Origin of the sequence: Haemophilus parainfluenzae, assembly GCF_003252725.1 — a bacterium.
GTDB classification, from domain to species: Bacteria; Pseudomonadota; Gammaproteobacteria; order Enterobacterales; family Pasteurellaceae; genus Haemophilus_D; species Haemophilus_D parainfluenzae_L.
In genome coordinates, this window is the sequence record NZ_QEPO01000006.1 from 95919 (window position 1) to 120401 (window position 24483).

Genomic DNA, 24483 nt, shown 5'->3' on the forward strand with positions numbered 1-24483 from the left:
CTAAATTGGCAAATTTAACCTGATCTTTTGAATATAAAATACGCTAACTACTTGATAGTATGTATTTATCTCTCTTCAAAGAATATATTTAAGATAGAGAATATGGTATTCTAACGCATGTGAATTACCATAGATTCTAAGTATTTACAGAATAAACGAAACATTATTGAGGTGACTTATGTGTACAACCTGTGGCTGTGGCCATCCAGACCAAGTCAGAATCGGAGAATTACCGCATGTTCATAATGATTCCAATGCGCAACATGCAACAAAACTACCTAATTTTTCTCACTCCGCCTTCCGCATGCCAGACTCTCCACAACAAGATGAAACCCAGCAACGATTACTGAAAGTAGAACAAGATATTCTCGGTGCGAATAACCAGTTAGCCGATATGAATCGTCGCTTTTTCGCGAATCAGCATATTTTGGCGCTTAATCTTGTTTCAAGTCCTGGCTCAGGCAAAACAACCTTGTTAACGACCACATTAAATGCATTAAAAAATGACTATCCTTGTTATGTGATCGAGGGCGATCAACAAACAGAAAACGATGCGGATCGTATTCGTCAAACCGGTGTGCCGGCAATTCAAGTCAATACAGGTAAAGGTTGTCACTTAGATGCACAAATGATTGGTAATGCATTGGTGAAATTGCAGCCACAGGAAAATAGTCTGATGTTTATTGAAAATGTCGGAAACCTAGTTTGTCCGTCAGAATTTGATTTGGGTGAGCACGCCAAAGTAGTGATTTTATCTGTAACAGAAGGCGAAGATAAACCACTCAAATATCCACATATGTTTGCGGCTTCGAAGTTAATGATTTTAAACAAAGTCGATTTACTGCCGTACTTAAATTTCGATGTGGAAAAATGTATTGCTTATGCGAAACAAGTGAATCCAACAATTGAGGTTATCCAGTTGTCTTCTCAAAGTGGAGAAGGGTTACAGCAATGGCTAGACTGGTTAAAAGCGCAAGAACGATAGGAGCATCAAATGCAGTTTGTTGATGAATTTCGTGATCCTGAACTGGCAAAAAGTCTGTTGCAGCGGTTACAAAAAATAATGGAAAACCAACCGCACTTTACGCCAGAAAATCCGTTATATTTGATGGAGGTCTGCGGCGGACATACTCATACCATTTTTAAATTTGGGCTGGATCGTTTATTACCAAAAAGTATTGAATTTATTCACGGTCCAGGCTGCCCGGTGTGTGTATTACCGATGGGACGAATTGATGTATGTATTGAGATTGCTCGTCGCCCAGAAGTAATTTTCTGCACTTTCGGTGATGCCATGCGAGTGCGTGGACGTTTAGGCTCATTATTAGAAGCTAAGGCACAGGGGGCTGATGTTCGAATCGTTTATTCACCGCTCGATGCATTGAATATCGCATCAAATAATCCTGATAAAAAAGTGGTATTCTTTTCACTTGGTTTTGAAACAACCATGCCAAGTGCCGCAATTACCTTGCAACAAGCGAAAAAACAGCAGGTAAAAAACTTTTTTGTGGTATGTCAAAATATCACTATCATCCCAACATTACACAGCTTATTGTCACAAGGACAAGTCAAAATTGACGGCTTTCTTGCACCAGGTCATGTCAGCATGGTGATTGGTTCTGAACCTTATCAGGAATTGTGTGATACCTACCATAAGCCTTTTGTAATCACTGGTTTTGAGCCTTTAGATATCCTACAAGCAATTTTAATGTTGGTGACACAGATTGTTGAAAAACGCTGTGAAGTGGAAAATCAGTATAAACGTATCGTACACCAACATGGCAATGAGTTAGCACAACAGGCAATCAGTGAAGTGTTCCGCTTGAAAGCCAGCAGCGAATGGCGAGGGTTGGGCGAAATTGCAGAATCTGGCGTAGAACTGACAGATGATTATCAATGCTTTGATGCAGAAGCGCATTTTGCTTGTCAGCCACACCAAGTTGCTGATGATCCGGATTCTCGCTGTGGTGATGTACTCATCGGAAAATGTAAGCCTGCGGATTGCCCATTATTTGCTAAAAAATGTAATCCTGACAATGCCTATGGTGCATTGATGGTGTCTTCCGAAGGGGCATGTGCGGCCTATTATCAATATAGACGGGAATAAAACAATGACTGATTTTATTACAATGGCACACGGAAATGGTGGTGCTACAATGCAAGAGTTGATCCGCGATTATTTTGTCGAGGCATTTGATAATCCAATACTTTCACAAGGCGAAGATCAGGCTCGCATTGCTTTACAAGAATTAAATGCTTTAGGTGGAACATTGTCATTTTCTACCGATAGTTTTGTGATTGATCCGATTTTTTTTCCTGGTGGAGATATTGGTAAACTCGCCGTTTGTGGTACCGCTAACGATGTCGCGGTATGCGGTGCTGTACCAAAATATTTATCCTGTGGGTTTATTTTGGAAGAAGGCTTACCACTAGAAACTTTAAAAAAATTGATCCAGTCTATGGCAAAAGCCTGTCAGTCAGCCGGTATTCAAGTGGTAACCGGTGATACCAAAGTAGTACAAAAAGGCGCGATAGATAAAGTGTTTATCAATACGGCAGGTATTGGCGTGATTCCAAACGGACTGGACTGGGGCGTACATCGCATTCAGCCAGGTGATCAGATTATCGTGAGTGGTACTTTAGGTGATCATGGTGCAACCATTTTGAATTTACGAGAAAACCTCGGTATTCAAACGGATTTACGCAGTGATTGTGCTGTGCTTGCACCGCTCATTGATTGCATTCGTCCAATTGAAGGGGTGAAAGCTGTACGCGATGCGACCCGTGGTGGTGTGAATGCAGTACTTCATGAATTTGCACAGGCACAGAAAGTGGGGATTCAAATTGATGAAACGGTATTACCAATTCGTCAGGAAGTACGTGGTATTTGCGAATTACTCGGTTTGGATGCATTAAATTTTGCTAATGAAGGCAAATTGGTGATTGTGTCGGCTAAAGAAAAAACAGCTGAAATTCTGACCGCACTTCGTCGCCATCCATTAGGTGAAAATGCAGCCGTAATCGGCGAGGTAACGACTGATGGCAAAGTTCGTGCAGTTGGTCTTTTCGGTCAAAGTCGTTTATTAGACTTACCACGCAACGAACCTTTACCACGCATTTGTTAAGCAAAAACCGGTTTAATGTTAAATTAAACCGGTTTTAGTTTGTAAATTGATATGTGTGAGAAGGGGGCTATTTTTTCCAAATAACGTGGAATTCACGATCTTCTTCTCGGTGTGAAATTAAGAATTTTGCAAACACATCATCCATTTCATCTTTCTCATTCACTAAACCCACCCACACTTCAGCAAAAGCGTCAGGATCGATTAACACCCCAATTTCTTGTTCCCAATCGTCTGCTGTTTCGACAAACTCGACCGCACCACGATCTTCAAATTGCAGATTGAATAGCATAATATCAGCGGGATCGAGATTTTCGCCTGCCATCTCTAAGAAAATATCATAAGCAAGATCAATCGCTGCATCGGGATCGAGTTTTTGGATATCAGTTGTCATTGGGTTTTCCTTTATCAAGTAAATTGTGCGTATGATACCGCAAGAAATAGAAAACAAAAAGTGCGGTCAAATTTATCATTATTTTTGACCGCACTTATTTTTAGTTGCCGTAACTAGCCGGTATTTCGCATACCAGCTGCAATACCAGTGATGGTAATCATCAAGGCTTGCTCCACATCAGGGCTTGGGTTTTCAGGCGATTCACGGAAACGACGGAGCAATTCCACTTGAAGTAGATTGAGTGGATCCGTATAAACATTACGTAACGCAATAGAATCGGCGATCCACGGCAAGTCCGCCATTAATTCATCTTTGTGAGAAAGCGAAAGCACGGTTTTAATATCCGCATTGAGTTGATTACGCAGATTTTCACCTAAGTACCAAAGCTCTTTTTTCACTAAGTTATGATCATATTGTTCAGAAAGCCAAGTATCGGTTTTACTGAATACCATTTCCAACATGCCCACACGAGTCGAGAAGAATGGCCAAGCTTTACACATTTCTTCAATAATATGACCTTTGCCTTCATCTACAATTTTTTGAATTGCCGCACCCGCACCAAGCCATGCCGGTAGCATTAAGCGGTTTTGCATCCAAGCAAAAATCCATGGAATGGCACGCAAGCTTTCTACGCCACCATTTGGATTACGTTTTGCAGGGCGAGATCCAAGTGGCAGTTTAGACAGTTCTTGTTCCGGTGTGGCACTGCGGAAATAAGGCACGAAGTCTTTATCACCACGAATAACACTACGGTAAATGTCACATGAAGTAGCGGAAAGCTCATCCATGACGGTACGCCATTCTGCTTTAGGTTCTGGCGGTGGGAGTAAGTTTGCTTCTAAAATCGCGCTCGCGTAAAGATCAAAGGTTTCAACCGCAACTTCAGGTAAACCAAGTTTAAAGCGGATCATTTCCCCTTGTTCAGTCACACGTAAACCATTTTTGAGTGAACGTGGAGGTTGAGAAAGTAATGCCGCATGTGCAGGCGCACCACCTCGACCGATTGTACCACCACGACCATGGAATAACGTGAGTTCAATACCCAGTTCTTCGGTTAAATTGACTAACGCTTCTTGTGCACGATATTGTGCCCATGAAGCTGCCATCATTCCCGCATCTTTAGCTGAATCAGAATAACCAATCATCACCATTTGATGATTATTAATCACCCCACGATACCAACCAATATTAAACAATTGACGCATAACCCCTTCAGAAGCATCTAAGTCATCTAAGGTTTCAAAAAGTGGCACAACAGGAATGTGATAAGGCACACCTGCTTCTTTTAATAATAAATGCACAGCAAGCACGTCAGAGGCACTTCTTGCCATGGAAATAATATAGCAAGCAATCACGCCTTGTTTTTGTTGAGCAATGACTTTACAAGTCTCTAAAATTTCTTGGGTTTCTGCAGACGGCTCCCAATGGGTTGGAATTAATGGACGGCGAGAATTTAATTCACGCACTAAGAAAGATTGTTTCTCAGCTTCGCTCCATTGTGCATAATCGCCAATACCAAGATAACGGGTAATTTCTGCGATAGCATCCGTATGACGCGTGCTTTCTTGACGGATATCCATTTGTGAAAGGGTAACCCCAAAACAGCGAATGCGATGCAAAATATCTAATAAAGATCCATTGGCAATAATCCGCATGCCACACGCCATTAATGATTGATAGCAATCATAGAGTGGTTCCCAAAGTTGATTATCTTCCATGATGATATCCGCTTGGCTTACGCGTGGAGGACGATTTGCCATGCAATCATCAAAGTAATCAAGGGTCGCGATAAGTTTCGAACGAAGTTCTTTGACTACAAAACGATAAGGCTCTAAATGTTCACCATATTTTGCGGTAAATTCTGGTGTGCATTTCACCATGGATAATTCATCGGCAAGGGATTTGATGTCATTTAAGAATAAATCTGCTGCTTTCCAACGAGCAAGATAGAGGACTTGTTGAGTAATTTTTGAAGTCACAAATGGGTTACCATCACGGTCCCCCCCCATCCAAGAAGAAATTCTGACAGGACGTAAGCCCACAGGTAAATCGTAGCCTAAGAATTCACGAGCATGTTCATTTAATTGACGTAAGAATTCCGGTACACCTTGCCATAGGCTATTTTCAATCATAGCATAGCCCCATTTTGCTTCATCGAATGGGGTAGGGCGAACAGTACGGATTTCATTAGTATGCCAAGCTTCAGCAATTAAACGAAGCAACAGACGTTCAATAATGCCGCGTTCTTTCAGTGTTAAGTCATCGTGCTCTAATTTGCTTAAACATTTATTAATCTCAACGTGTTTATGGACTAAAGAACGACGCGTGGTTTCGGTTGGGTGTGCCGTTAATACAAGCTCAATAAGCAAGTTTTCAACGGTTTTGTAAACCTCTTCTTTTGAGGCATTTTGTGCTTTTAAACGTTGAAATAAAGCACTTAATGAACGATTAGAAGATTGTAAATCTTTATGTTGGCGAGAGACCGTTTGGTATTGTTCAGCGATATTCGTCAAATTAAGAAAGTGGCTGAATGCTCGCGCAACGGGAATAATGTTTTCATTTGAAATGGTGGAAAGGGTATCCAACAATGTTCTACGTGCTTGGCTATCGCCCGCTCGAGATTGTTTGGACAATTGGCGAACATTTTCAATCAAGGTAAGAATGTCTTCGCCTTGTGCATCATTGATGGTTTCTCCAAGAAAACGCCCTAACATATTAATATTATGGCGGAGAGTGCGATACTCATCAGTCATATAAACTCCGATAAAGAAAAAATAAAACCAGGAGAGATATAATCAAAAATATGTATCGGGATCAAATGCTATACGTCGAAAACTTGTATTAAATCAAAAAAGCTGAAAATAAGTAAAAAAATGACCGCACTTTTTTAGATAAAATTCAAAGTGCGGTCAAAAAATTTAATGTTTATTTAAGGTCGCGAACAGATTTGCGAATGACGAGTTCAGGATGGATCGCAATGCGGTGTTTTTCGTGATTCTCGTTATCTTTATTCGCAATACGCTCAAATAAAAGATTAACCGCTTGTGCACCTAGACGAGATTTCGATTGGTGAATCGTGGTGAGTGGCGGTGCATAGAAACGTGATGAGTGAATATTATCATAGCCAATAATCGAGATATCATCAGGTACGCGCAAACCTTTTTCCGTAATAGCAGAAATTGCCCCTAATGCCATCACATCATTACAACAGAATACGGCAGTAGGCAGGTTATCTTGTACGAGAATTTTATTCATACACTCATAACCGTCTTCAGGCTCGAAGAAACCTTCCATAATCCAATTTTCATGGATTGGTAGATTGGCTTCATTCATGGCTTTCACAAAACCTTCATAACGCGTTCTTGCAGTCGTTTTATCTAATTCACCTGCAATAAGACCGATCTCTTTATGACCACAATCAATTAAATGTTTAGTGGCAAGGTAACCACCCGTAAAACTGTTATCTTCAATGATATCGGTATCTGTATTTGGCCCCCAATCCATTACCACCATTGGAACAGACGAGAAACTAGAAAGTACATCGAGTGAATGTTGTGTGTATTCAGAACACATTACCAATAAACCATCTACGCGTTTTTTGGTAAGCATTTCGACGTGGTTTTTAATTTTTTCAGGATCATTTTGTGTATTACACAAAAAAAGTGAATAGCCTTGACGATAACAATGATCTTCAACAGCATGAATGATTTCAGCAAAATAAGGGGACTCACTGGTGGTCACAATCATCCCAATGGATTTTGTCGTGTTTACTTTCAAACTCCGAGCAACAGCACTTGGTGAGTACTTCAAGCTTTTAATGGCTTGCATCACCGCCTCTTCGGTTTCTTTTGCTACAAAACGGGTTTTATTAATTACGTGTGAAACAGTGGTGGTGGAAACACCAGCCATTTTTGCGACATCTTTAATTGTTGCCATAATTTTGCCTCTAGAGAATTTTTCCTATTATAAAGACTGTCACCAAATAGGTTAAGTAAATTATAAAAAATTTTTGAAAAAACGTGCTTTATTGTTAGAATGGGTTATCTTTAACTAAACAAGTGGGAAATTAAAATGAGTGATTTTGGTTACGCAATGTTAGCTGTAGTGCTTTCTTTAAGTGTTGTAGTCGGTTTAGCGACTGCAATTTTCTAATTGAAAGAAATAACATATTAATCCATTTAAAATAGACCGCGCTTTAAGCATTTAAAGTGCGGTTATTTTTTTAAGGCTTTTTAAAGTTGTGTTAAAAGCCATGCCATAGGACTATTTCTTTAGTATAATTTGCAACTATTTCCGTTTGTTGTAATCAAAATACTGCAAAAACCAAATTTGAGATAATTATGAATAAATATTTGATTTCACTAGATAAAGATGTTCAGCGTCGTGAGCTGTTTTTTGCTCAACCGGATACAGCAGATTTCGTTGTATTTTCAGCGATTAATACCATGCAAAAAGAGTGGAATGAATTGGCAGAAGTATTCAATCCAACAAAATTTGAACAGCATTATGGACGCAACGTCACAAAAGGCGAAATTGGTTGTACATTAAGTCATTTAGCAGTGTATCGTCAGATCGTAGAAGATCAAAATGTGACGGAAAATGACTATGCATTGGTGTGTGAAGATGACGCTTTATTCAATTCAAATTTATCACCAAAAACAATCGCACTCTTAACCGAAAAATGTGATGCGGATATTGTATTAATCGGGCAGTCAAAAATTGCTGAATTTAATGATGTGGAATTAGAGATCAATTATCCAACCACTTTTTCATTCTTGCGCCAAACTATTGGTGATGTCACCGTGGCTTATCCATATAAAAGTTATTTTGCAGGTACGGTGGCATACTTAATCAAAAAATCAGCGGCACGTGCATTTTTGAAACAACTCGAACAAGAAAAACCGTTTTGGCTTGCTGATGATTTCTTATTATTTGAAACCCAATTCCAGATTAATAACAATGTGGTTCGTCCGCTTGTAGCCATTGAAAATCCACAATTAGTGAGTAATTTGGAAGCGATTCGTGGTTCAAAATCTAATAATTTAGTGAAGAAATTAATGAAATATCCACTCAAAAAAATCTTAGCAGTGAAAAAGAATTTAGGAAAATAACGTAAAAATGACCGCACTTTTTAATCTTTTTTATCTTTACGATCCTTGGCTGTTTCATGTCGTACGAATGTCATTTGTCACAGGTTTAGCGGCATTGGTTGTATTGGCTTATCAGTATTTTAAAAAGCAGAAACCACAAGGTATCACTGTGCCAGTAGATAGTTTAGCCGTTATCATTGGGCTGATTGCATTTAGCGTGATTCCACTTTTAGTCAATGGTACGCGAGATTTTTCGGTCATCACCATGTATGTGAAAGAGCTGATTTTATTTATCTTCGGCGTGGGACTTTATAATGCCTTCTATGCCAATGTAAATGGTCAACAGAAAGTCGTTCGTGATTTACAACTTGGTGTGGTGGTGCAGTTTGTCGTGGGCGTGATTGGCTTACTCGGTGCATCATTTATGATTGATTTCTTGCTTTCAACCAATGCGGTGTTGCCCGCACGTTTTTATGGTTCAGAGCAGGAATATCGCTTATATAACATCACCGCAACCGCCTTTTTCCAATTGAGTTTATTCTATTTGATGCTGTTACATTTCTTACTGGCTTACAACGCTAAACATAATACGCTTCCAAGTATTTTAGTGTTTTTTATGCTATGCATTGGGTTGATTTCAGGACGTACATTCCTTCTGTTATCGGTTGTGAGCATTTTAGTGTATTTCAAATGGCGTTATGTGCCATCACTCATTGCATTTGCTGTTTTGGTATTATTATTGGCCTATTTCTTACCTGAAAATCCTTATGTAGCACATGCTTTAGAACCCGTGATTAATTTATTACATGGTGCAGGATTTGTCAGTTCGTCAACGGACACCTTGATGAAAAACCACCTCTTTATGCCAACACTCAAGCAGTTCATTTATGGCGATGGTATGTATATGACAGGTGAGTTAGAAGTTGGTCGTTATTATGGTCATACGGACTCTGGTTTCTTACGCCAAATTCTTTATGGTGGCGTGTCTTATGCTTTAGTGTGTTTTGCCGTGACATTCTATTTTGTACGCAAAGTCGCCTTAAACTGGTTTGATGGCAGCTGGAAATTTATTCTTTCTGCCTTTGTGATTTTAGCGTTCTGTAACATCAAAGCGGATACCTTTGCTTTCCCAGGCATTATGTTTGTCATGCTGATGTTCTTATCGCTTTTTGGCACTCACGGTAAACAACTTATTTTATTTAAACAACAGGAGCAGAAAGATGTTTAGTATCATCGTGCCTTCTTATAATCGGAAAGAAGAAATTCCTGCCTTATTGGAAAGTTTAACTAAGCAAACCACTTATAATTTTGATGTGGTGATTGTGGATGATTGTTCAAAAGAACCCGTTGAAGTCACACAAGCATATCCATTTGCAGTTAAAGTCATTCGTAACGAAACTAATCAAGGTGCCGCAGAAAGCCGTAATATCGGAGCAAGAAATGCCGATAATGATTGGTTATTATTCCTTGATGACGATGATCGTTTTGCAAATGATAAATGTCAGAAATTAGCCGATGTGATTGCCGAGCATCCCGATGTTAACTTTGTTTATCATCCAGCTAAATGTGAAATGGTCAATGAAGGTTTTAGCTATGTGACTAACCCAATTGAGCCACAAGAGATTAGCGTAGAGCGAATTTTACTGGCGAATAAAATCGGTGGTATGCCGATGATTGGAGTGAAAAAAGATCTGTTTTTAAAAATCGGTGGATTATCGACCGCACTTCGTTCATTGGAAGACTATGATTTCTTGCTGAAGCTTGTACAAGATCCAACGTTTAAAGCGTACAAAGTGGCAGAACCATTAACTTATTGTACCTTCCATACCAAGCGTTCTAGCGTATCAACAGATACCACTAATACGCAAAAAGCGATTGATTATATCCGTGAACATTATGTGAAAACGGCAGAACAAGAAAAGAATTTTGCCATCAACGCACAATATATGTTGGCTTACCCACATATTATGAATTTATCCCGTAAAGCGGCTTTTTACTATTTTGAAATTTTTAAATTAACGAAAAGTATTAAGCAGCTAGTCATTGCCTTTGTAGTTTTAATTTCACCTAAATTGGCAATTAATTTGAAACGGTTTATGTAGATAACTTATTTAGATAGAGAAGTATGAAATTTTCAGTTTTAATGTCCTTATATATTAAGGAAAATCCACAATATTTAAGAGAATGTTTTGAAAGTCTAGTGGCTCAAACTCATCCGGCAGATGAGATTGTGTTAGTGTTTGATGGTGCTGTCACACCAGAATTGGGAGCCGTGGTTGCTGAATTCGAAACAAAATTACCCTTAAACTTAGTGAAATTGCCAAAAAATTTAGGTTTAGGTAAAGCGCTTAATGAAGGATTGAAACATTGTTCACACGATTGGGTATTCCGTATGGATACCGATGATATTTGTGTGCCAGAACGTTTTGCAAAACAAGTGGCGTTTATTGAGCAACATCCGGATACGATTATTTTCGGTGGACAGATTGCTGAGTTTGGCGAAAATATTCAAGACATCGTGGCATATCGTAATGTACCGACTGATGCACAAGATATCGTTAAATTTACACAAAAACGTTGTCCGTTCAATCACATGACGGTAGCGTATCAAAAAAGTGCGGTCATTAATTGTGGTGGATATGAGGATTTACAGGAAGATTATTACCTGTGGATTAAACTCGTAGCACAAGGACAAAAAGTGGCAAACTTGCCGGACATTTTAGTTTATGCCCGCGTGGGGAATGGCATGGTAGGGCGTCGTCGTGGTTTAAACCAAGCGAAAGCAGAATGGCGTTTATTTAAATTGAAACATCGCTTAGGTATTCAAGGCTTATTTTCAGGCTTATTCACTTTTGCCTTGCGCTCAGGTTCTCGCTTATTACCAACCTCATTATTGAAAGCTGTTTATAACCAATTTTTACGCAAATAATGCGATATTTTGATCATTAAAAAAGGAAAAGAAATGAATTTAATCTCAACGTTAAAAATGACTGCATTATCGACCGCACTTTTATTGGTGGGTTGTTCAAGTAATACGACAACAACGACAACGTCATCCACCAAAAGTATTCCGTCAGTAAGCAGTAATGCTGTTTACAGCAAACCAAGAACCTTAGATAACTTTAATGACTATGTACAGTTCTTAAAAGGCAAAGCGGCTGCTGAAGGCGTATCATTGTCAGTATTGAATGCACAAAATAATATTCAATATATGCAAAAGGCTGTAGATTTGGATCGTGCACAAGCGGGGAGAAGTCAGCGTAATGCGGATCAACCACAGTTACCAAATCCAAACGGTACAACGAATTATCTGAATAAAGTGCTGACCCAAAACAAAGTGGATATTGCCGAAGAGCGTTATTGGGAAGTCCAAGCTCCATTACAACAAGCAAGCCAACGCTATGGTGTACAGCAAGAATATATCCTTGCTTTATGGGGTATGGAAAGTAGTTTTGGTTATTATCAAGGTAGCTATGATGTGCTTTCAGCTTTAGCCACATTATCCTTTGATGGCAGACGTGAAGCCTTATTCAGTAAAGAATTTGTGAATGCGATGAAAATGTTAGAACGTGATCATATTCAACGTCACAGAATGTTAGGTTCTTGGGCGGGCGCAATGGGGCAAACTCAATTTATGCCAAGCGCATTCTTAAATTATGCCGCAGATGGTAATAATGATGGCGTGAAGGATATTTGGACGAACCAATTTGATGCGTTTGCTTCAATTGCAAATTATCTTCACACTGTTGGTTGGGATAATAAATTGCCTTGGGGTGTAGAAGTCACATTAAATCAACCATTAGATTTATCGCTTTCAGGCATTGAGAAGAACAAAGCGCGTTCACTCAGCGACTGGCAGTCTAAAGGTGTCACTTTAGCGAGTTTCAGCCAGCAAGAACAAGATAAACTTGCCGCGCTTTCTCAAGCCGATCTTTGGCTAGTTCGCCCTGATAAAGAAGTTGGTCGCGCATTCTTGGTCTCCAATAACTATCGCACGCTTTTAGATTGGAACAAATCAAATTACTTCGGCGTGAGCATCGGTATGTTTGCTGATCGCATTAAGATGGCCACTGGCTTGTAGAAAATTATTTTCCTTTTATAATCCAACAAAGCTTTGTTGGATTATTTTTTTATCTGTAATTTGAATATTTGGAGAACACGATGCAAAAAAAATGGCTTTCTATTTTATTGTTTGCACCTTTGATGCAGAGTAATTATGCCTTAGCTGATCAAGCTAAAGGAAAAGAATTGAATTATCAAGGATTGGGCGAAGTTCTGTTTTTTGATAAATCGCTTTCTTTTAATAAAACACAAAGCTGTTCAACTTGTCACAACCCTGGAACTGCTTTTGTGGATCAACGTAAAAATTCGGCAAATCAAATGGTTTCAGAAGGGGATAATCCTCATCTTTATGGTAATCGCAATGCCAATACGGCGCTTTATGCGATGTTTTCACCAGATTTTCATTTTGATGAAAAAATTCAAGATTATGTGGGCGGACAATTCTGGGATGGGCGTGCAAAAGATTTAGCCGAGCAAGCAGGTGGTCCACCAGTTAATCCTGTAGAAATGGGCATGCCAGATAAAAAATCGATTGTCGAACGTCTAAAAGCGAATGCAATTTATTACAAGGCAATTACGAATATTTATGGCGAAAGAATTTGGGAAGATACAGACAAAATCTATGCCATTATGGAAAAAGCCATTGCGGAGTTCGAAAAGCATGAATTATTTGCGCAATTTTCTTCAAAATATGATCGTGCATTAAAAAATGAAGCGGAATTGACCGCACTTGAAGCGGAAGGTAAGGCATTATTTTTCGATAAAACACGAACAAACTGCAGTAACTGCCATCAATCAAGTGACGCGAACTCAGCAAAAGAAACCTTTACGAATTATCGCTATTACAATATCGGCGTGCCAAGTAACCAAGCGTTAATTAAGTTAAATAAACTTGCGGCTGATTATGTGGACAATGGATTGTTGGATAATCCGATGGTGAAAGGCGATGAAAAGCAAAAAGGTAAATTTAAAGTGCCAACATTGCGTAACATTGGTGTCACAGCACCTTATATGCATAACGGCGTTTTCCGTGATTTAAAAACCGTCTTATTATTTAAAGATAGTTTTAATAATCCTAATCGTAAAATTAATCCTGAAACAGGAAAAGCATGGGATAAAGCCGAATATGCTCAAACTATTAATCCTGATGTTTTAAAAGCCAAACCGCTTACAGATGAAGAGATTAATGCGTTAGAGGCATTCTTAAAAACATTAACTGACGAAGCTTACGAAGAATAATTAAACGCCTGAGTTGAATTTAGCAATCGTTTTCGGTATTATGCACAACGATAATTATTATCATTTAAGTTGTTTAATTTTACTCAGGAGATTTTTCTTATGAAAAGACGTTTTTCAACTTTAGCGATTGCTACTATTCTTGGTTTAAGTGCAGGTTTTGCCAATGCGGATCCCGTGAAAGTAAAAGATATACTTGATCGTGAAGTCACTGTAGATTTACCGGCAAAACGCGTGGTACTTGGTTTCTATTACCAAGATTATATGGCAGTCGGTGGTGACAAAGCGTTAGATAACGTTGTCGGTTTTTCTAAGAAAGTATGGTCTTCTTGGGCGCCAGCAAGCTGGGAGTTATTCAGCAAGGCGGTGCCAAAATTAAATCAATTAGATGATGTGGGTGAAGTAGAAGAAGGCACGTTCTCTGTGGAAAAAGTGCTTTCATTAAAACCGGATCTTTTAGTCTTAGCTGATTGGCAGTACGAAATGCTAGGATCTGATTTAGATGCTATCAATGAAGCGGGTATTCCAATTGTTGTATTAGATTACAACGCTCAAACCTTAGATAAGCACATTAAATCTACTGAAATTATTGGCGAATTAACAGGTCAGAAAGATCGTGCCGCAAAAATTGCGAAAGAATACAAAGACATTGTAGAGCATATTCAAACGACGGTTAAAAATGTAAAATTAGCAAAACAACCGAAAGTGTATGTGGAGTTTGGGCGTGGTGGCCCAGCTGAACAAGGGATGACCTTCTTCTCTAGCATGTGGGGCTCTATGATTAGCCTTGTAGGTGCAGAAAACGTGGCGCCTGCAGAAATTGGTAAATGGGGTACATTGGCTGCAGAGAAAGTGTTAGCCGCGAAACCAGATGCAATTATTATTACAGGCCGTGAAACTGAATTGAAGAAAAATCAAGACGGTATGGTAATGGGCTTTGGTATTGAAAAAGCGGAAGCGGAACGTCGTTTAAACGCATTTAAACATCGTGCAGGTTGGGCTGAATTACCGGCAGTGAAAAACAACCGTGTTTACGCAGCCTATCATGCGAACTCTCGTACTCTATCAGACAGTGCTTCAGTTCAGTTTGTAGCTAAAGCCGCTTATCCTGATCTGTTTAAAGATTTAGATCCGCAACAAACTTACTTAAACTTCTATAAAAACTACTTACCGGTTACCCCGGAAGGTACGATTTATCTTTTCCCTGAAACCAAATAAAGGAAACGTTAATTAATGAAAAACAATTCTGTTGTAGCAGATATTGTGGCTAACCAGCGTAAGCTTGAACGCAAACGCTGGTTTGTTATTTTATCTTTTCTTGTGATTGGCGTGGTCAGTCTTATTCTCGACGTGATGACAGGCCCAGCGATGCTATCGGTATCTGAAGTTGTGAATGCGTTATTCGGTATCGGTGAAGTCGATAAAATGACTAACAATATTGTGCATAATTTACGTTTACCGATGGCAGTGATGGCGCTTGTAGTCGGGGCAACACTGGCTGTAGGTGGGGCAGAGATCCAAACCTTATTAAATAACCCCATGGCAAGTCCTTATACATTAGGACTCGCTGCAGCAGCAGGTTTTGGGGCTTCTGTTGTAATTGCTTTCGGAAGTTTTGGTTTACCGGTACAAGTTGCAGTGCCAATTGGTGCGTTTGTCATGACCATGCTCGCGTCAGGGATTCTTTTCTTGTTCGCGTCTAAACGTCGTTTTAATTCTGAAATGCTCGTACTGGTAGGGATTGCATTGCTCTTTATTTTCCAATCCTTACTCTCATTAGTACAATTTATTTCGGCTCCCGAAGTCTCGCAACAAATTCTGTTTTGGCTATTCGGTAGCTTAAATAAAGCTACGTGGCAAAGTTTAATCATCATTATTGTCGTTACCACAATTTGTGTCGCATTACTTTCCAAAGAGCTTTGGAAATTGACCGCACTTCGTTTAGGTGAAGATCGTGCAGCGAGTCTTGGTATCAATTTGCAAGTATTACGTATTAAGGTTTTAGTTCTTGTCGCAATGATGACGGCGACAGCAATTAGTTTCGTTGGCGTGATTGGCTTTATCGGCTTAGTTGCACCACATGTTGCTCGCATGTTACTTGGTGAAGATCAACGTTTCTTCTTACCGGGCGCAATGTTAGTCGGTGCAGCATTCTTATCCCTTTCTTCGGTATTGTCCAAAGTTATTATCCCTGGAGCATTGTTCCCAGTGGGGATTGTCACCTCGTTTATTGGGGTGCCTTTCTTCTTTTGGATTATTTTAAATAACAAGAGGGGACAATAATGTTAGAATTAAAGAATCTTACGGTAAAACGAGGTGATCTCACCGTTGCTGATCACATTAATGTCCGTTTTGAAGAAGGTAAAGTTTACACGGTGCTTGGGCCAAACGGCACGGGAAAATCCTCCATGCTGAAAACCATTTTTGGTGAATTACCACATGAAGGAATGATTACCTATCAAGGCAAACAGCTAGAACGGACGAAGTTAGCAGATTGGCGTAAACCAATTGGCTATATGCCTCAAGATAGCCGAGTAGATGCAAGCTTGACCGCACTTGAAGTTGTCCTTTTGGGACGAATGGATAGTCTAACGATGCGAGTGAGCGATGAGCTTCTCACTGAAGCAGCAAGTATTATGGCACAATTAGGCATTGGTCATTTAGCCCATCGTGATATTCTGAATCTCAGTGGTGGACAACGTCAAATGGTGATGTTTGCCCAGGTTTTATTACGTGAGCCACAAATTTTAATGTTGGACGAGCCGGTGAGTGCGTTAGATATGCATCATCAGCTTAATCTATTAGAAGAAGTTTACACCTATACGAAACAGAAAAATCTGATTACTATAATGGTATTACATGATTTAAGTCTTGCCGCTCAATTTTCAGATGAGTTGATTTTACTCGGCGAAGGTAAAGTGCAAGGCGTGGGCGATGCTCATCATGTTTTACAAGTCGAAACCATTAATCGTTTATATCGTGTAAACGTTGAATTATTACAATGTAGCGCAGGTTTGCCAGTGATTCGTCCACAGCGTAAATCAGCACATTCTTAAGAAGGAAATGAAAATGAAGAAAATCGCACTTGCAGCATTATTAGGTTTAAGCTTTGCTGCTCAAGCCGCTCATCATGACATCAAAATGTTGAATTCAAGCAGTGAAGGCTCAATGGTTTTTGAACCCGGTTATTTAAAAGTACAACCAGGTGATACGGTGACATTCCGTCCAGAAAATAAAAGTCACTTTGTGCACAGCAAAGCGATTCCTGAAGGTGCACAAAAATTCCAATCTGAAGAAGATCAGGAACTCACGATCACTTTAGATAAAGAAGGTGTTTATGTTTATACTTGCCCAGTACACCGTTCAATGAATATGAATGGTGTGATTCAAGTGGGTGATAATCTACCAAACAAAGAACAAGCAGAGAAAGTGGTGAAAGACCTTGAGAAGAAATCTATGACGAACAAAGGTCGTCTTGAAAAATATTTTGCTCAAGTAAAATAATTATTGAAATCGATGCGCCAGTTTAATGATTGGCGCATCTTCTTTATGCTTAAACCAGTCATTATTTACTATGCTTACGATTACCACTTGCAAAACTTATCCTTCAGCTCCTCAAAATCTTATTCCTGTACAAGCACAACTTTCTAATCAAGGTATTCCGACTCAATTTTTGCCTTGGCAAGAAACATTACAAAGTCATTTTATTCTGCCTTTAGCGGCATGGGATTACGCAAATTTCTACAATGAATTTACTCAATGGATTAAACTGCATAAGAATGCATTCATAAATCCTGCGGAATTAATGTTATGGAATAGCCATAAAGGCTATTTATGTGATTTACAGAATTGGGGCATCAATGTTATTCCAACTATTATTTGCTCAACAAAAACATCTGAAATTTTGACCGCACTTGAACGCCAAGATTGGCCAGAATTTGTGATTAAACCTGCTGTAGGACAGAGTGGTAATTTGGTAACAAAATTAAAACAAGGTGAAGCATTACCCGATCTTTCTGCGTATGGTGAGCAAGTTGTGTTACAGCCGTTTATTCCTGAAGTGGCCACAAATGGTGAAACCAGTTTGATTTTTTTCAATGGTGTATTTAGTCATGCTATTCGCCGACAGCCGCCTCAAAATGAATGGAGAGCGAATTCACAATATAAAGTTGAAATTATTCCTGTAGAGGTTGATGATCATATTATTGAAACAGCATACCATGTTTTACATAAATTGCCTGAAATGCCCGTCTATGCACGCGTAGATGGAACGATTATTCACAATCAATTTCTATTGAATGAATTAGAATTGATTGAACCTGCGTTATATTTAGATCGTTGGGAAGGGGCGACGGAGCGATTTGTGGATGTGTTGAAAAGTAGAATATTAAAATAAGAGAATAAAAAAACCTTACTTGTTACAGTAAGGTTTTTTATCTTTAACGATTAATTATTTTGCAGCTGGAGCAGCTGGTGCTGCAGGCGCAAATTTTTGTGCTAAATCAGCACCGTCTTTTTGTAATTTAGCTACTGCAGCTTGTAGTTTTTCAACTTTAGCTTGGTAAGCTTTAGTTTGTTCTTCAGTTGGCGCTTTAGTTGCTAAGTTTAATTGATCAACTAATAATTCGCTTGATAATGCAAGCACTTCTTTATTTTGATCTTTAATGTTTTTCACTGAAGGCGCAGTAATATCTAATTTATCTAAGCTTGCAATAGTATCTTCAACAGTTTTGTTGAAAGTTTTGATTGCTTCTTCAATTTTCTTATCATCTTTTGCTTGAACAGCAGCAGTTAAATCAGATTGAAGTTTTTGTTGTGCAGCCATTTGAGCTTGAGCTTGGCTTGCATTCCATTCAAGTAATTTGTTGTAGTCAGCTTGCTCTTGAGCTGGAGTTGCTTCAGCTGGTTTAGCCGCTTCAGCCGGTTTTGCTGCTTCTTGTTTAGCTTCTGGAGCTGGCTGAGTTGTTTCAGGTTTTGCCGGAGCTGGTTTATCTGCTGGTTTATCACAAGCAGTTAAGAATAATGCAAATAATGCAGTTGCACTGATTTTAGTAAATTTGTTCATAAACAATCCTTTATTGATATATAAAAATTTCTTAGCTTATAAAAACTAAGCCTCTTCTAAGACCTTATATTTTAAAATTAGTTTAAAAAAATTTCAAAAACTATTTTAATGTTTGAATATATTCACTTAAATTATGAATGTCTTGCTCACTTAAACGTTGTTTTGCAGGGCTTCCTGCACTAGGAATATTTCCTGCTTTTCGTTCTGAAAGTGCGGTTGAAATTTCTTCTGGTTTTAGTTGATTAATAATTTTAGACTCACCCATTGCTGGTTTTTCGCCTTGTTTCCCATGACAAGTTGCACAAGAGCGTTTATATACCTTTTCTGCTTTCACTAAATCAGCTTCGGCAGAAAGCGCAGGTGTGGCAAATAAAAAACCTAAAACGGGTAAAAGTGCAGAGAGTAAGTAAATTCGTTTTTGCATTTTGGCTAGCCTTTAAATAATTTATCTAAATCTTCTGAGGGAATCGCACCTTCATATTTAGCCTGAATATTGCCTTCAGGTGTGATCACAAAACTTGTTGGCGTGCCGATAAGCTGATAGCGTTCAGCAGTAATTTTTAATTGGTCTTTAATAACCGGCAGTGTAAGCTGACGTTTGGCGACCACGGCTTTAGTATCCACTTTATCCCCATCTACGTTAATAGCGATAAGCTGAACTTTATTTGGATTAGCTTCGGCCAATTTTTCGAATTCTTTTAATTCTGCGACACATCGTCCACAGGTTTCAGACCAAAATGTCAGTAAGCGAGTGCCTTTCCAATCATCAAGTTTCACTTCTTTCCCTTGTAAATCATAGGCAGCGATGTCTGGAGCTTTTTGACCAATCGCAGCGATTTCGTCTTTACAAGAAACACTGCCGAAAATGACCGCACTTATGGCGAGTAGTTTTACGAATTTATTTTTCATTAATGTCCTCTTTTACAAATTTTCCGTGATGGAGATAAATAACACGATCGGTTAACTCACCTAATTCAGGATTGTGTGTCACCATCACAATGGTTCTACCTTGGCGATTTAATTCTTGTAGTAAATCCAGTACAAGTGCTTCATTTTTTTCGTCAAGGTTACCCGTAGGTTCATCGGCAAAAATAACGGGTGGTTGGTTTACCAATGCACGAGCAATACATACCCGTTGTTGTTCGCCTCCAGAAAGTTGGCTTGGACGGTGATCAATACGATGACCCAATCCCACTTGTTCGAGTACTGCTTTAGCCGCTGCTTCATCAATCACACTGTGATAATGCTGAGCCAGCATCACATTTTCAAGTGCGGTCAAATAAGGAATTAAATGGAATTGTTGGAAGACTAGACCAATTTTTTCCGCTCGGAAACGTTGACGACCTACTTCATCCAGCTGTGCTGCATCGATGCCGTCTAAAATCACTTTACCTTCACTAGCCGTATCTAAGCCAGTCAGAATATTCATGAGTGTGGTTTTACCCGAACCCGATGCGCCCATGATTGCAATAAACTCACCTTGGCGAATTTGAATATTAATATCTTCTAAAGCAGTGACTTGCCCGAATCGTTTATATAAATGTTGCGTTTCAATCACAAATTCACTCATTTTATTCCCCTTTTAACACATTTGCGGTTTGGATATTTAAAGCTCGTTTGGTTGGTACAATCACCGCAATAAAGGCAACCAATAACGATAAGACGATAGTAATTGGAATAACCGGCAGACGCATATCAATATAAGATTTGAATACGGTTAATCCAAGTAGTTGTGCCAAGATGTAGCCGAGAATCAGTCCCGCGACAATTGCACAAAGTGCAATGATCAGAATCTCGGTACTAATCTGTTTAATGATGTCACTTTGTTTGGCACCTAAGGCTTTTTGTAGTGCAAATTCTTTTGCTCGTTCTCCAACAATAGCGATAAGTGTGGTATTCACACAAAGGGTGGCGAGAATTAAAATCACTAAGGAAATTAAGCCCATCAAGCCCTTAATTTTATCTAAAATCTGCCCTTCAGAAGCTGAGACTTTTCGAATTGGGCGGGCAGTTAGGTCGGGTTGGCTTTGCATAATATCCTGCGCAAATTGTGCGACGTTACCTTGTTCATTTTTCACATTGAGCAAGGCGTTATTTGCCAATCCTTCTTTATCTAACCAACTTTGTGCAAATTCCAAACTGACGATTAACATGTTATCTGTGGCATCGCCTGCCTCAACAATCGCTTTAATTGTAAATTCATGTTTTTCAACGGCATTTTTAGACAGAGTTAATTTGCTTCCAACACCTAAATTAAGGCGTTCCGCCAAGGTTTTACCAATCATGGCATTGCGATCGTCAAAATTGACATTAATAGCTGAGCCGGTAATTTGCCAATAAGGCGCAAGCACACGCATATCTTCAAACCACACGCCCATAATGACGATTTTTTCTAAATCACTTCGCGCAACGCCATATAAATAAGGGCTGGCAGCGGTGATGAAATTATCCGGTGCATGATGAAGAATTTGCTTTAATTGGCGTTCTTTCATCAAACCGCCATTAGCCGCACCGATGTAAAAGTTTGCCCCGAAAGTACGTAGCTCTTGGCTCATTTTGGTATTAATATCGAAATAGACCGCTGCCATTGCCGTCACAATAGACGCACCAACAGTCAGCGCAGAGAAGATAATAAATACTCGTTGTAAACGTAGGCGTAATGCTTGGAAGATTAAACGCCAAAACATACTTTTATTGGCGGCCATACAGCACCTCCACAGGGTAAAGTTTGGCAATACGATGGGCTGGGAACCAAGTGCCCACCACAGCAATTAAAATAGACAGCATCAATACGCAAGGGATTACAATCCAAGCAAAACTTAGCGGAACGCCAAATAGGGCCGAACCAATAAATCTTGCTAAGCCCCAACCTGCAATACAACCAAGCGAACCACCAATTAAGGCACTGATAATGGCTTCGCAATAAAATAATAAGGCGATTTGCCATTGGTATGCGCCTAAGGCTTTCATCAGACCAATTTCTTTTGAACGCTCAATGATCCCTGTACTCATTAATGAGGCAATGCCCATAGCAGCGGCGATTAAGGCAGCAAGAGTCACGACAGCAAGCAATAACTGGATTTTACCAATGACTACACCTTCTGATGCGGCAACCTGCCAAATTGGGCGAACAATGGCACCAGAGATAGCTTCTTCTAACTGATGTGAAATAGACGAAACATAAGCCGTACAATACCAACGATCGTACTCTTCAGCATCCAATGCATCGGTATTGGCACGTGCTTTGCGAGAAAGATCATTTTCCGGAACAGTAAGCGCAGACACTTTAACCGCTTGAATTTTTCCTTCTAAACCTAGTAATTTTTGCACGGCATTGAGTGGCATGACTAATTGATTATCTTCAGCACCCCCAGTAGATAAAATCCCGGTAATTTCAACCGCACTTTGATTATCAAGTTTATCATTTTGATAGTGGAGCTTGATCTTATCGCCTTGTTTTAAACCAGTTCGTTGCGCTAATTGTTCACCAATGATCGCAGGAATAAATTCACCTTCAGGCGTTTCAAGATCGTTTACCCATTCTCCTTCAACATGCCAATAAGGGCTAATAATTTTTTGCCCCGTATGGAAATCATCTTCATCTGGTACAGGAATGTTGTGATCGAAAAATGTACCAAGCACATTAATTTGTTCAAGTGCGGTCGATTTTTCATGAGTTTTATCAGAAAAAATTTCTGCTTTCACATCTGCACTTAATAATGGCGCAAATCCCACAATGTTATTTCGCCAGAAAATATCTTTAATATTCGGCAGTTCTTTTTCATCGAGGAAATCTTGGCTACTTAAATCTGTGTTGTGACTGAGCTCATCAGGTAAGGCTGCATTACTCGCAGGTTCGACTAAAATATTGGCACCGTAAGATTTTAGTTCTTTCGCCATTTTGTCGCCGATATCAATGGATACCGCCAAGAGTGCAGAGACTAAGCCTGCCGCTAAGAAAATAGTAATAACGGCCAACAGTTTACGTTTAATGCTAAAACGCCAAGATTGGAATAACATTCTTGCTAGCATTATTCCCCCTTACCTAAATACTTTTCAGGGTTATCACGGAATAAATCAAGATTTTTCTCACTTTCAAAGAAGTAAGTTTTACCTTCGTAATTATATTTGTGCTCCGTTTTAGTGTTTTTCATTTGGGCTCCACTAATCGGATCTTTTACATCGATTTCAACAATCGTGCTAAATAAATTCAGCCCTTCTTCTAAGCTGGTTCGATTAATGAGAATTTCAGTCTCAGTTTGTTGCCAATCTTCAATCGGTACAGGGTTGCAACCGCCTGGTTTTCCAATAGACGGAATAAACATATGTACGCCACAGCCCACACAAACCACTTGGTTACCTTCCATCACATAGCCTTGGTCACCACAAAGCAAGCAGGCATCAAATACTGCGGCTAGACTCAATTTATCCGGTTGACGATTAATAACAAAGAAACGCACGGCTTTACCGTCATCAGCAATCCAGACAAAACGGTGTAATTTGCCATCTTTTACTTGTTCAATTGGAATATGCACTTGTTGCTTTTCATCTAAAGTCAGAGGAATTGCTTCTGAAAGTTGTGGTGGACGAGAAGCAATTTGTTCCCAATAAAGTTGTGTAGCAAAAATAATTGCTAAAGCTAAATATCCCCAACCGAGTAGGTGAGAGGACGTACGTAATGCAGCTAATTTTTGGCGTTTTTCAATGGGTTCTTGTGTGGCATTAACTTGTTGCTTGCGTGATAAATGAATTTTGCCATAAAAGATGGCAAGTACAACTAAGAGCAATGCTGCACAAATGTAATTTAACCAACGAGTGATTTCGCCTGATTTCGCAACAAAACTTAAACGAGGCTTGGTAAGCTCAAGTACCTGAAGTTTCATTAAAATCAATAAGAGTTCACCAATAAGTGGAACAAGCAAGCAAGCTAAGATAAGGCTAATGGCACCTTTTAAAAGTGCGGTTGATTTTTGTTGTGTTTTTACCGCTTGTTTTAGAAGTAAATCGATCCAGCCTTGTAAGCATAAACAAAAAACAAAGGCAAAAATGACCGCACTTATATGTAAGATCGAATCGGTATTGATAACATCAGTAGAAACGAGGGCAGTAATGTTAGGATCTTTTGCCCAGAAACTGCCTGCGATGAGCATTAACACGGTTTGCCAAAAGGCAGGTAAGCGACCTTTGCCGAAAATTAAACATAAGGCAAAGATAATCAATAGCGCCAATATTACCGCATTGACGATTAAATTGGTGATTTGTCCCGCAGGTAAACTAAGGCGAAGTGCGATACCGGCAATAAAACCGAATAGGCTAAGCCAAATTATTTTTTTTGCACTTACAGTGGATTGTTTACTGTGATAAACACCGAGCAATAATGAAAAAGGTAAAAGTGCTTGAAGCAGGAAAGTAAAAAAATAATTCATAGTTTGACCATTTAATAGGATAAAACAGACAATATTTTAAGGTTAAATGAAATGCTATTGCCTTCCCCTGACAAACAAGGGAAGGCAA

General features: G+C 39.3%; 24 protein-coding genes. 14 read left to right on the forward strand and 10 right to left on the reverse strand.

The window, feature by feature from the left end:
- Positions 1 to 178: 178 nt before the first annotated feature.
- Genes hypB through hypE form a run of 3 tightly spaced genes read left to right on the forward strand, consistent with a single transcriptional unit; the run spans position 179 to position 3125 of the window.
- A complete protein-coding gene (gene hypB, locus DPV85_RS07830) occupies positions 179 to 985 on the forward strand; it encodes a hydrogenase nickel incorporation protein HypB (protein WP_049367968.1) in 807 nt (268 codons plus the stop codon).
- 9 nt (positions 986 to 994) lie between these two features.
- A complete protein-coding gene (gene hypD, locus DPV85_RS07835; protein ID WP_005697602.1) occupies positions 995 to 2107 on the forward strand; it encodes a hydrogenase formation protein HypD in 1113 nt (370 codons plus the stop codon).
- A 4-nt stretch (positions 2108 to 2111) separates the two neighbouring features.
- Positions 2112 to 3125 (forward strand): hydrogenase expression/formation protein HypE, encoded by a 1014-nt coding sequence (hypE, locus tag DPV85_RS07840; RefSeq protein WP_111327635.1) that lies wholly within the window; start codon positions 2112 to 2114, stop codon positions 3123 to 3125.
- A 67-nt stretch (positions 3126 to 3192) separates the two neighbouring features.
- Here the strand turns inward: hypE and DPV85_RS07845 are convergent, their stop codons facing one another.
- The 3 genes from DPV85_RS07845 to purR form a co-directional block, all read right to left on the reverse strand.
- The gene (locus DPV85_RS07845) at positions 3193 to 3516 is read right to left on the reverse strand and encodes an HI1450 family dsDNA-mimic protein (RefSeq protein WP_049357433.1); all 324 of its coding nucleotides are present in this window, start codon (positions 3514 to 3516) and stop codon (positions 3193 to 3195) included.
- A gap of 113 nt (positions 3517 to 3629) precedes the next feature.
- Positions 3630 to 6269, reverse strand: a complete 2640-nt coding sequence (gene ppc, locus DPV85_RS07850) for a phosphoenolpyruvate carboxylase (RefSeq protein WP_111327636.1) — start codon at positions 6267 to 6269, stop codon at positions 3630 to 3632.
- 172 nt (positions 6270 to 6441) lie between these two features.
- On the reverse strand, positions 6442 to 7452 hold the full coding sequence (gene purR, locus DPV85_RS07855) for an HTH-type transcriptional repressor PurR (protein ID WP_111327637.1): 1011 nt from the start codon (positions 7450 to 7452) through the stop codon (positions 6442 to 6444).
- A 404-nt stretch (positions 7453 to 7856) separates the two neighbouring features.
- On the opposite strand from purR, the gene DPV85_RS07860 reads away from it, so the two are divergent.
- From DPV85_RS07860 to DPV85_RS07910, 11 genes are all read left to right on the forward strand, one after another.
- The gene (locus DPV85_RS07860; RefSeq protein WP_111327638.1) at positions 7857 to 8627 is read left to right on the forward strand and encodes a glycosyltransferase family 25 protein; all 771 of its coding nucleotides are present in this window, start codon (positions 7857 to 7859) and stop codon (positions 8625 to 8627) included.
- A gap of 7 nt (positions 8628 to 8634) precedes the next feature.
- Complete coding sequence (locus DPV85_RS07865) at positions 8635 to 9834, forward strand: hypothetical protein (protein WP_070853205.1); 1200 nt, start codon at positions 8635 to 8637, stop codon at positions 9832 to 9834.
- Positions 9827 to 10708: a glycosyltransferase family 2 protein gene (locus DPV85_RS07870; RefSeq protein WP_111327639.1), complete on the forward strand. Its 882-nt coding sequence runs from the start codon at positions 9827 to 9829 to the stop codon at positions 10706 to 10708. The genes DPV85_RS07865 and DPV85_RS07870 overlap by 8 nt, the downstream gene beginning before the upstream one ends.
- A gap of 23 nt (positions 10709 to 10731) precedes the next feature.
- The gene (locus DPV85_RS07875) at positions 10732 to 11535 is read left to right on the forward strand and encodes a glycosyltransferase family 2 protein (RefSeq protein ID WP_165816491.1); all 804 of its coding nucleotides are present in this window, start codon (positions 10732 to 10734) and stop codon (positions 11533 to 11535) included.
- A gap of 33 nt (positions 11536 to 11568) precedes the next feature.
- Complete coding sequence (locus DPV85_RS07880; RefSeq protein WP_111327640.1) at positions 11569 to 12687, forward strand: lytic murein transglycosylase; 1119 nt, start codon at positions 11569 to 11571, stop codon at positions 12685 to 12687.
- A gap of 80 nt (positions 12688 to 12767) precedes the next feature.
- The gene (locus tag DPV85_RS07885) at positions 12768 to 13907 is read left to right on the forward strand and encodes a cytochrome-c peroxidase (RefSeq protein WP_111327641.1); all 1140 of its coding nucleotides are present in this window, start codon (positions 12768 to 12770) and stop codon (positions 13905 to 13907) included.
- A 99-nt stretch (positions 13908 to 14006) separates the two neighbouring features.
- A complete protein-coding gene (locus tag DPV85_RS07890; RefSeq protein WP_111327642.1) occupies positions 14007 to 15122 on the forward strand; it encodes an ABC transporter substrate-binding protein in 1116 nt (371 codons plus the stop codon).
- A 15-nt stretch (positions 15123 to 15137) separates the two neighbouring features.
- On the forward strand, positions 15138 to 16187 hold the full coding sequence (locus DPV85_RS07895; RefSeq protein WP_111327643.1) for a FecCD family ABC transporter permease: 1050 nt from the start codon (positions 15138 to 15140) through the stop codon (positions 16185 to 16187).
- Positions 16187 to 16960 carry an ABC transporter ATP-binding protein gene (locus DPV85_RS07900; protein ID WP_111327644.1) on the forward strand — a complete coding sequence of 258 codons (774 nt, stop codon included), beginning with the start codon at positions 16187 to 16189 and terminating at the stop codon, positions 16958 to 16960. The genes DPV85_RS07895 and DPV85_RS07900 overlap by 1 nt, the downstream gene beginning before the upstream one ends.
- Positions 16961 to 16973: 13 nt before the next feature.
- Positions 16974 to 17408 (forward strand): pseudoazurin, encoded by a 435-nt coding sequence (locus DPV85_RS07905; RefSeq protein WP_054418921.1) that lies wholly within the window; start codon positions 16974 to 16976, stop codon positions 17406 to 17408.
- Between the two features lie 70 nt (positions 17409 to 17478).
- Positions 17479 to 18300: an ATP-grasp domain-containing protein gene (locus tag DPV85_RS07910; protein WP_111327662.1), complete on the forward strand. Its 822-nt coding sequence runs from the start codon at positions 17479 to 17481 to the stop codon at positions 18298 to 18300.
- 54 nt (positions 18301 to 18354) lie between these two features.
- Here the strand turns inward: DPV85_RS07910 and DPV85_RS07915 are convergent, their stop codons facing one another.
- From DPV85_RS07915 to DPV85_RS07945, 7 genes are all read right to left on the reverse strand, one after another.
- On the reverse strand, positions 18355 to 18969 hold the full coding sequence (locus tag DPV85_RS07915) for a PM1805 family lipoprotein (RefSeq protein ID WP_111327645.1): 615 nt from the start codon (positions 18967 to 18969) through the stop codon (positions 18355 to 18357).
- 100 nt (positions 18970 to 19069) lie between these two features.
- Complete coding sequence (locus tag DPV85_RS07920; protein WP_111327646.1) at positions 19070 to 19393, reverse strand: c-type cytochrome; 324 nt, start codon at positions 19391 to 19393, stop codon at positions 19070 to 19072.
- 5 nt (positions 19394 to 19398) lie between these two features.
- Entirely contained in the window at positions 19399 to 19878 is a 480-nt protein-coding gene (locus tag DPV85_RS07925; RefSeq protein ID WP_111327647.1) for a TlpA family protein disulfide reductase, read from the reverse strand.
- Positions 19868 to 20539, reverse strand: a complete 672-nt coding sequence (locus DPV85_RS07930; RefSeq protein ID WP_014065466.1) for an ABC transporter ATP-binding protein — start codon at positions 20537 to 20539, stop codon at positions 19868 to 19870. The genes DPV85_RS07925 and DPV85_RS07930 overlap by 11 nt, the downstream gene beginning before the upstream one ends.
- A gap of 1 nt (position 20540) precedes the next feature.
- A complete protein-coding gene (locus DPV85_RS07935) occupies positions 20541 to 21674 on the reverse strand; it encodes an ABC transporter permease (protein ID WP_111327648.1) in 1134 nt (377 codons plus the stop codon).
- Positions 21661 to 23001 carry an ABC transporter permease gene (locus tag DPV85_RS07940; protein ID WP_111327649.1) on the reverse strand — a complete coding sequence of 447 codons (1341 nt, stop codon included), beginning with the start codon at positions 22999 to 23001 and terminating at the stop codon, positions 21661 to 21663. The genes DPV85_RS07935 and DPV85_RS07940 overlap by 14 nt, the downstream gene beginning before the upstream one ends.
- Positions 23001 to 24395: a Fe-S-containing protein gene (locus tag DPV85_RS07945; RefSeq protein ID WP_111327650.1), complete on the reverse strand. Its 1395-nt coding sequence runs from the start codon at positions 24393 to 24395 to the stop codon at positions 23001 to 23003. The genes DPV85_RS07940 and DPV85_RS07945 overlap by 1 nt, the downstream gene beginning before the upstream one ends.
- Positions 24396 to 24483 lie beyond the last annotated feature (88 nt).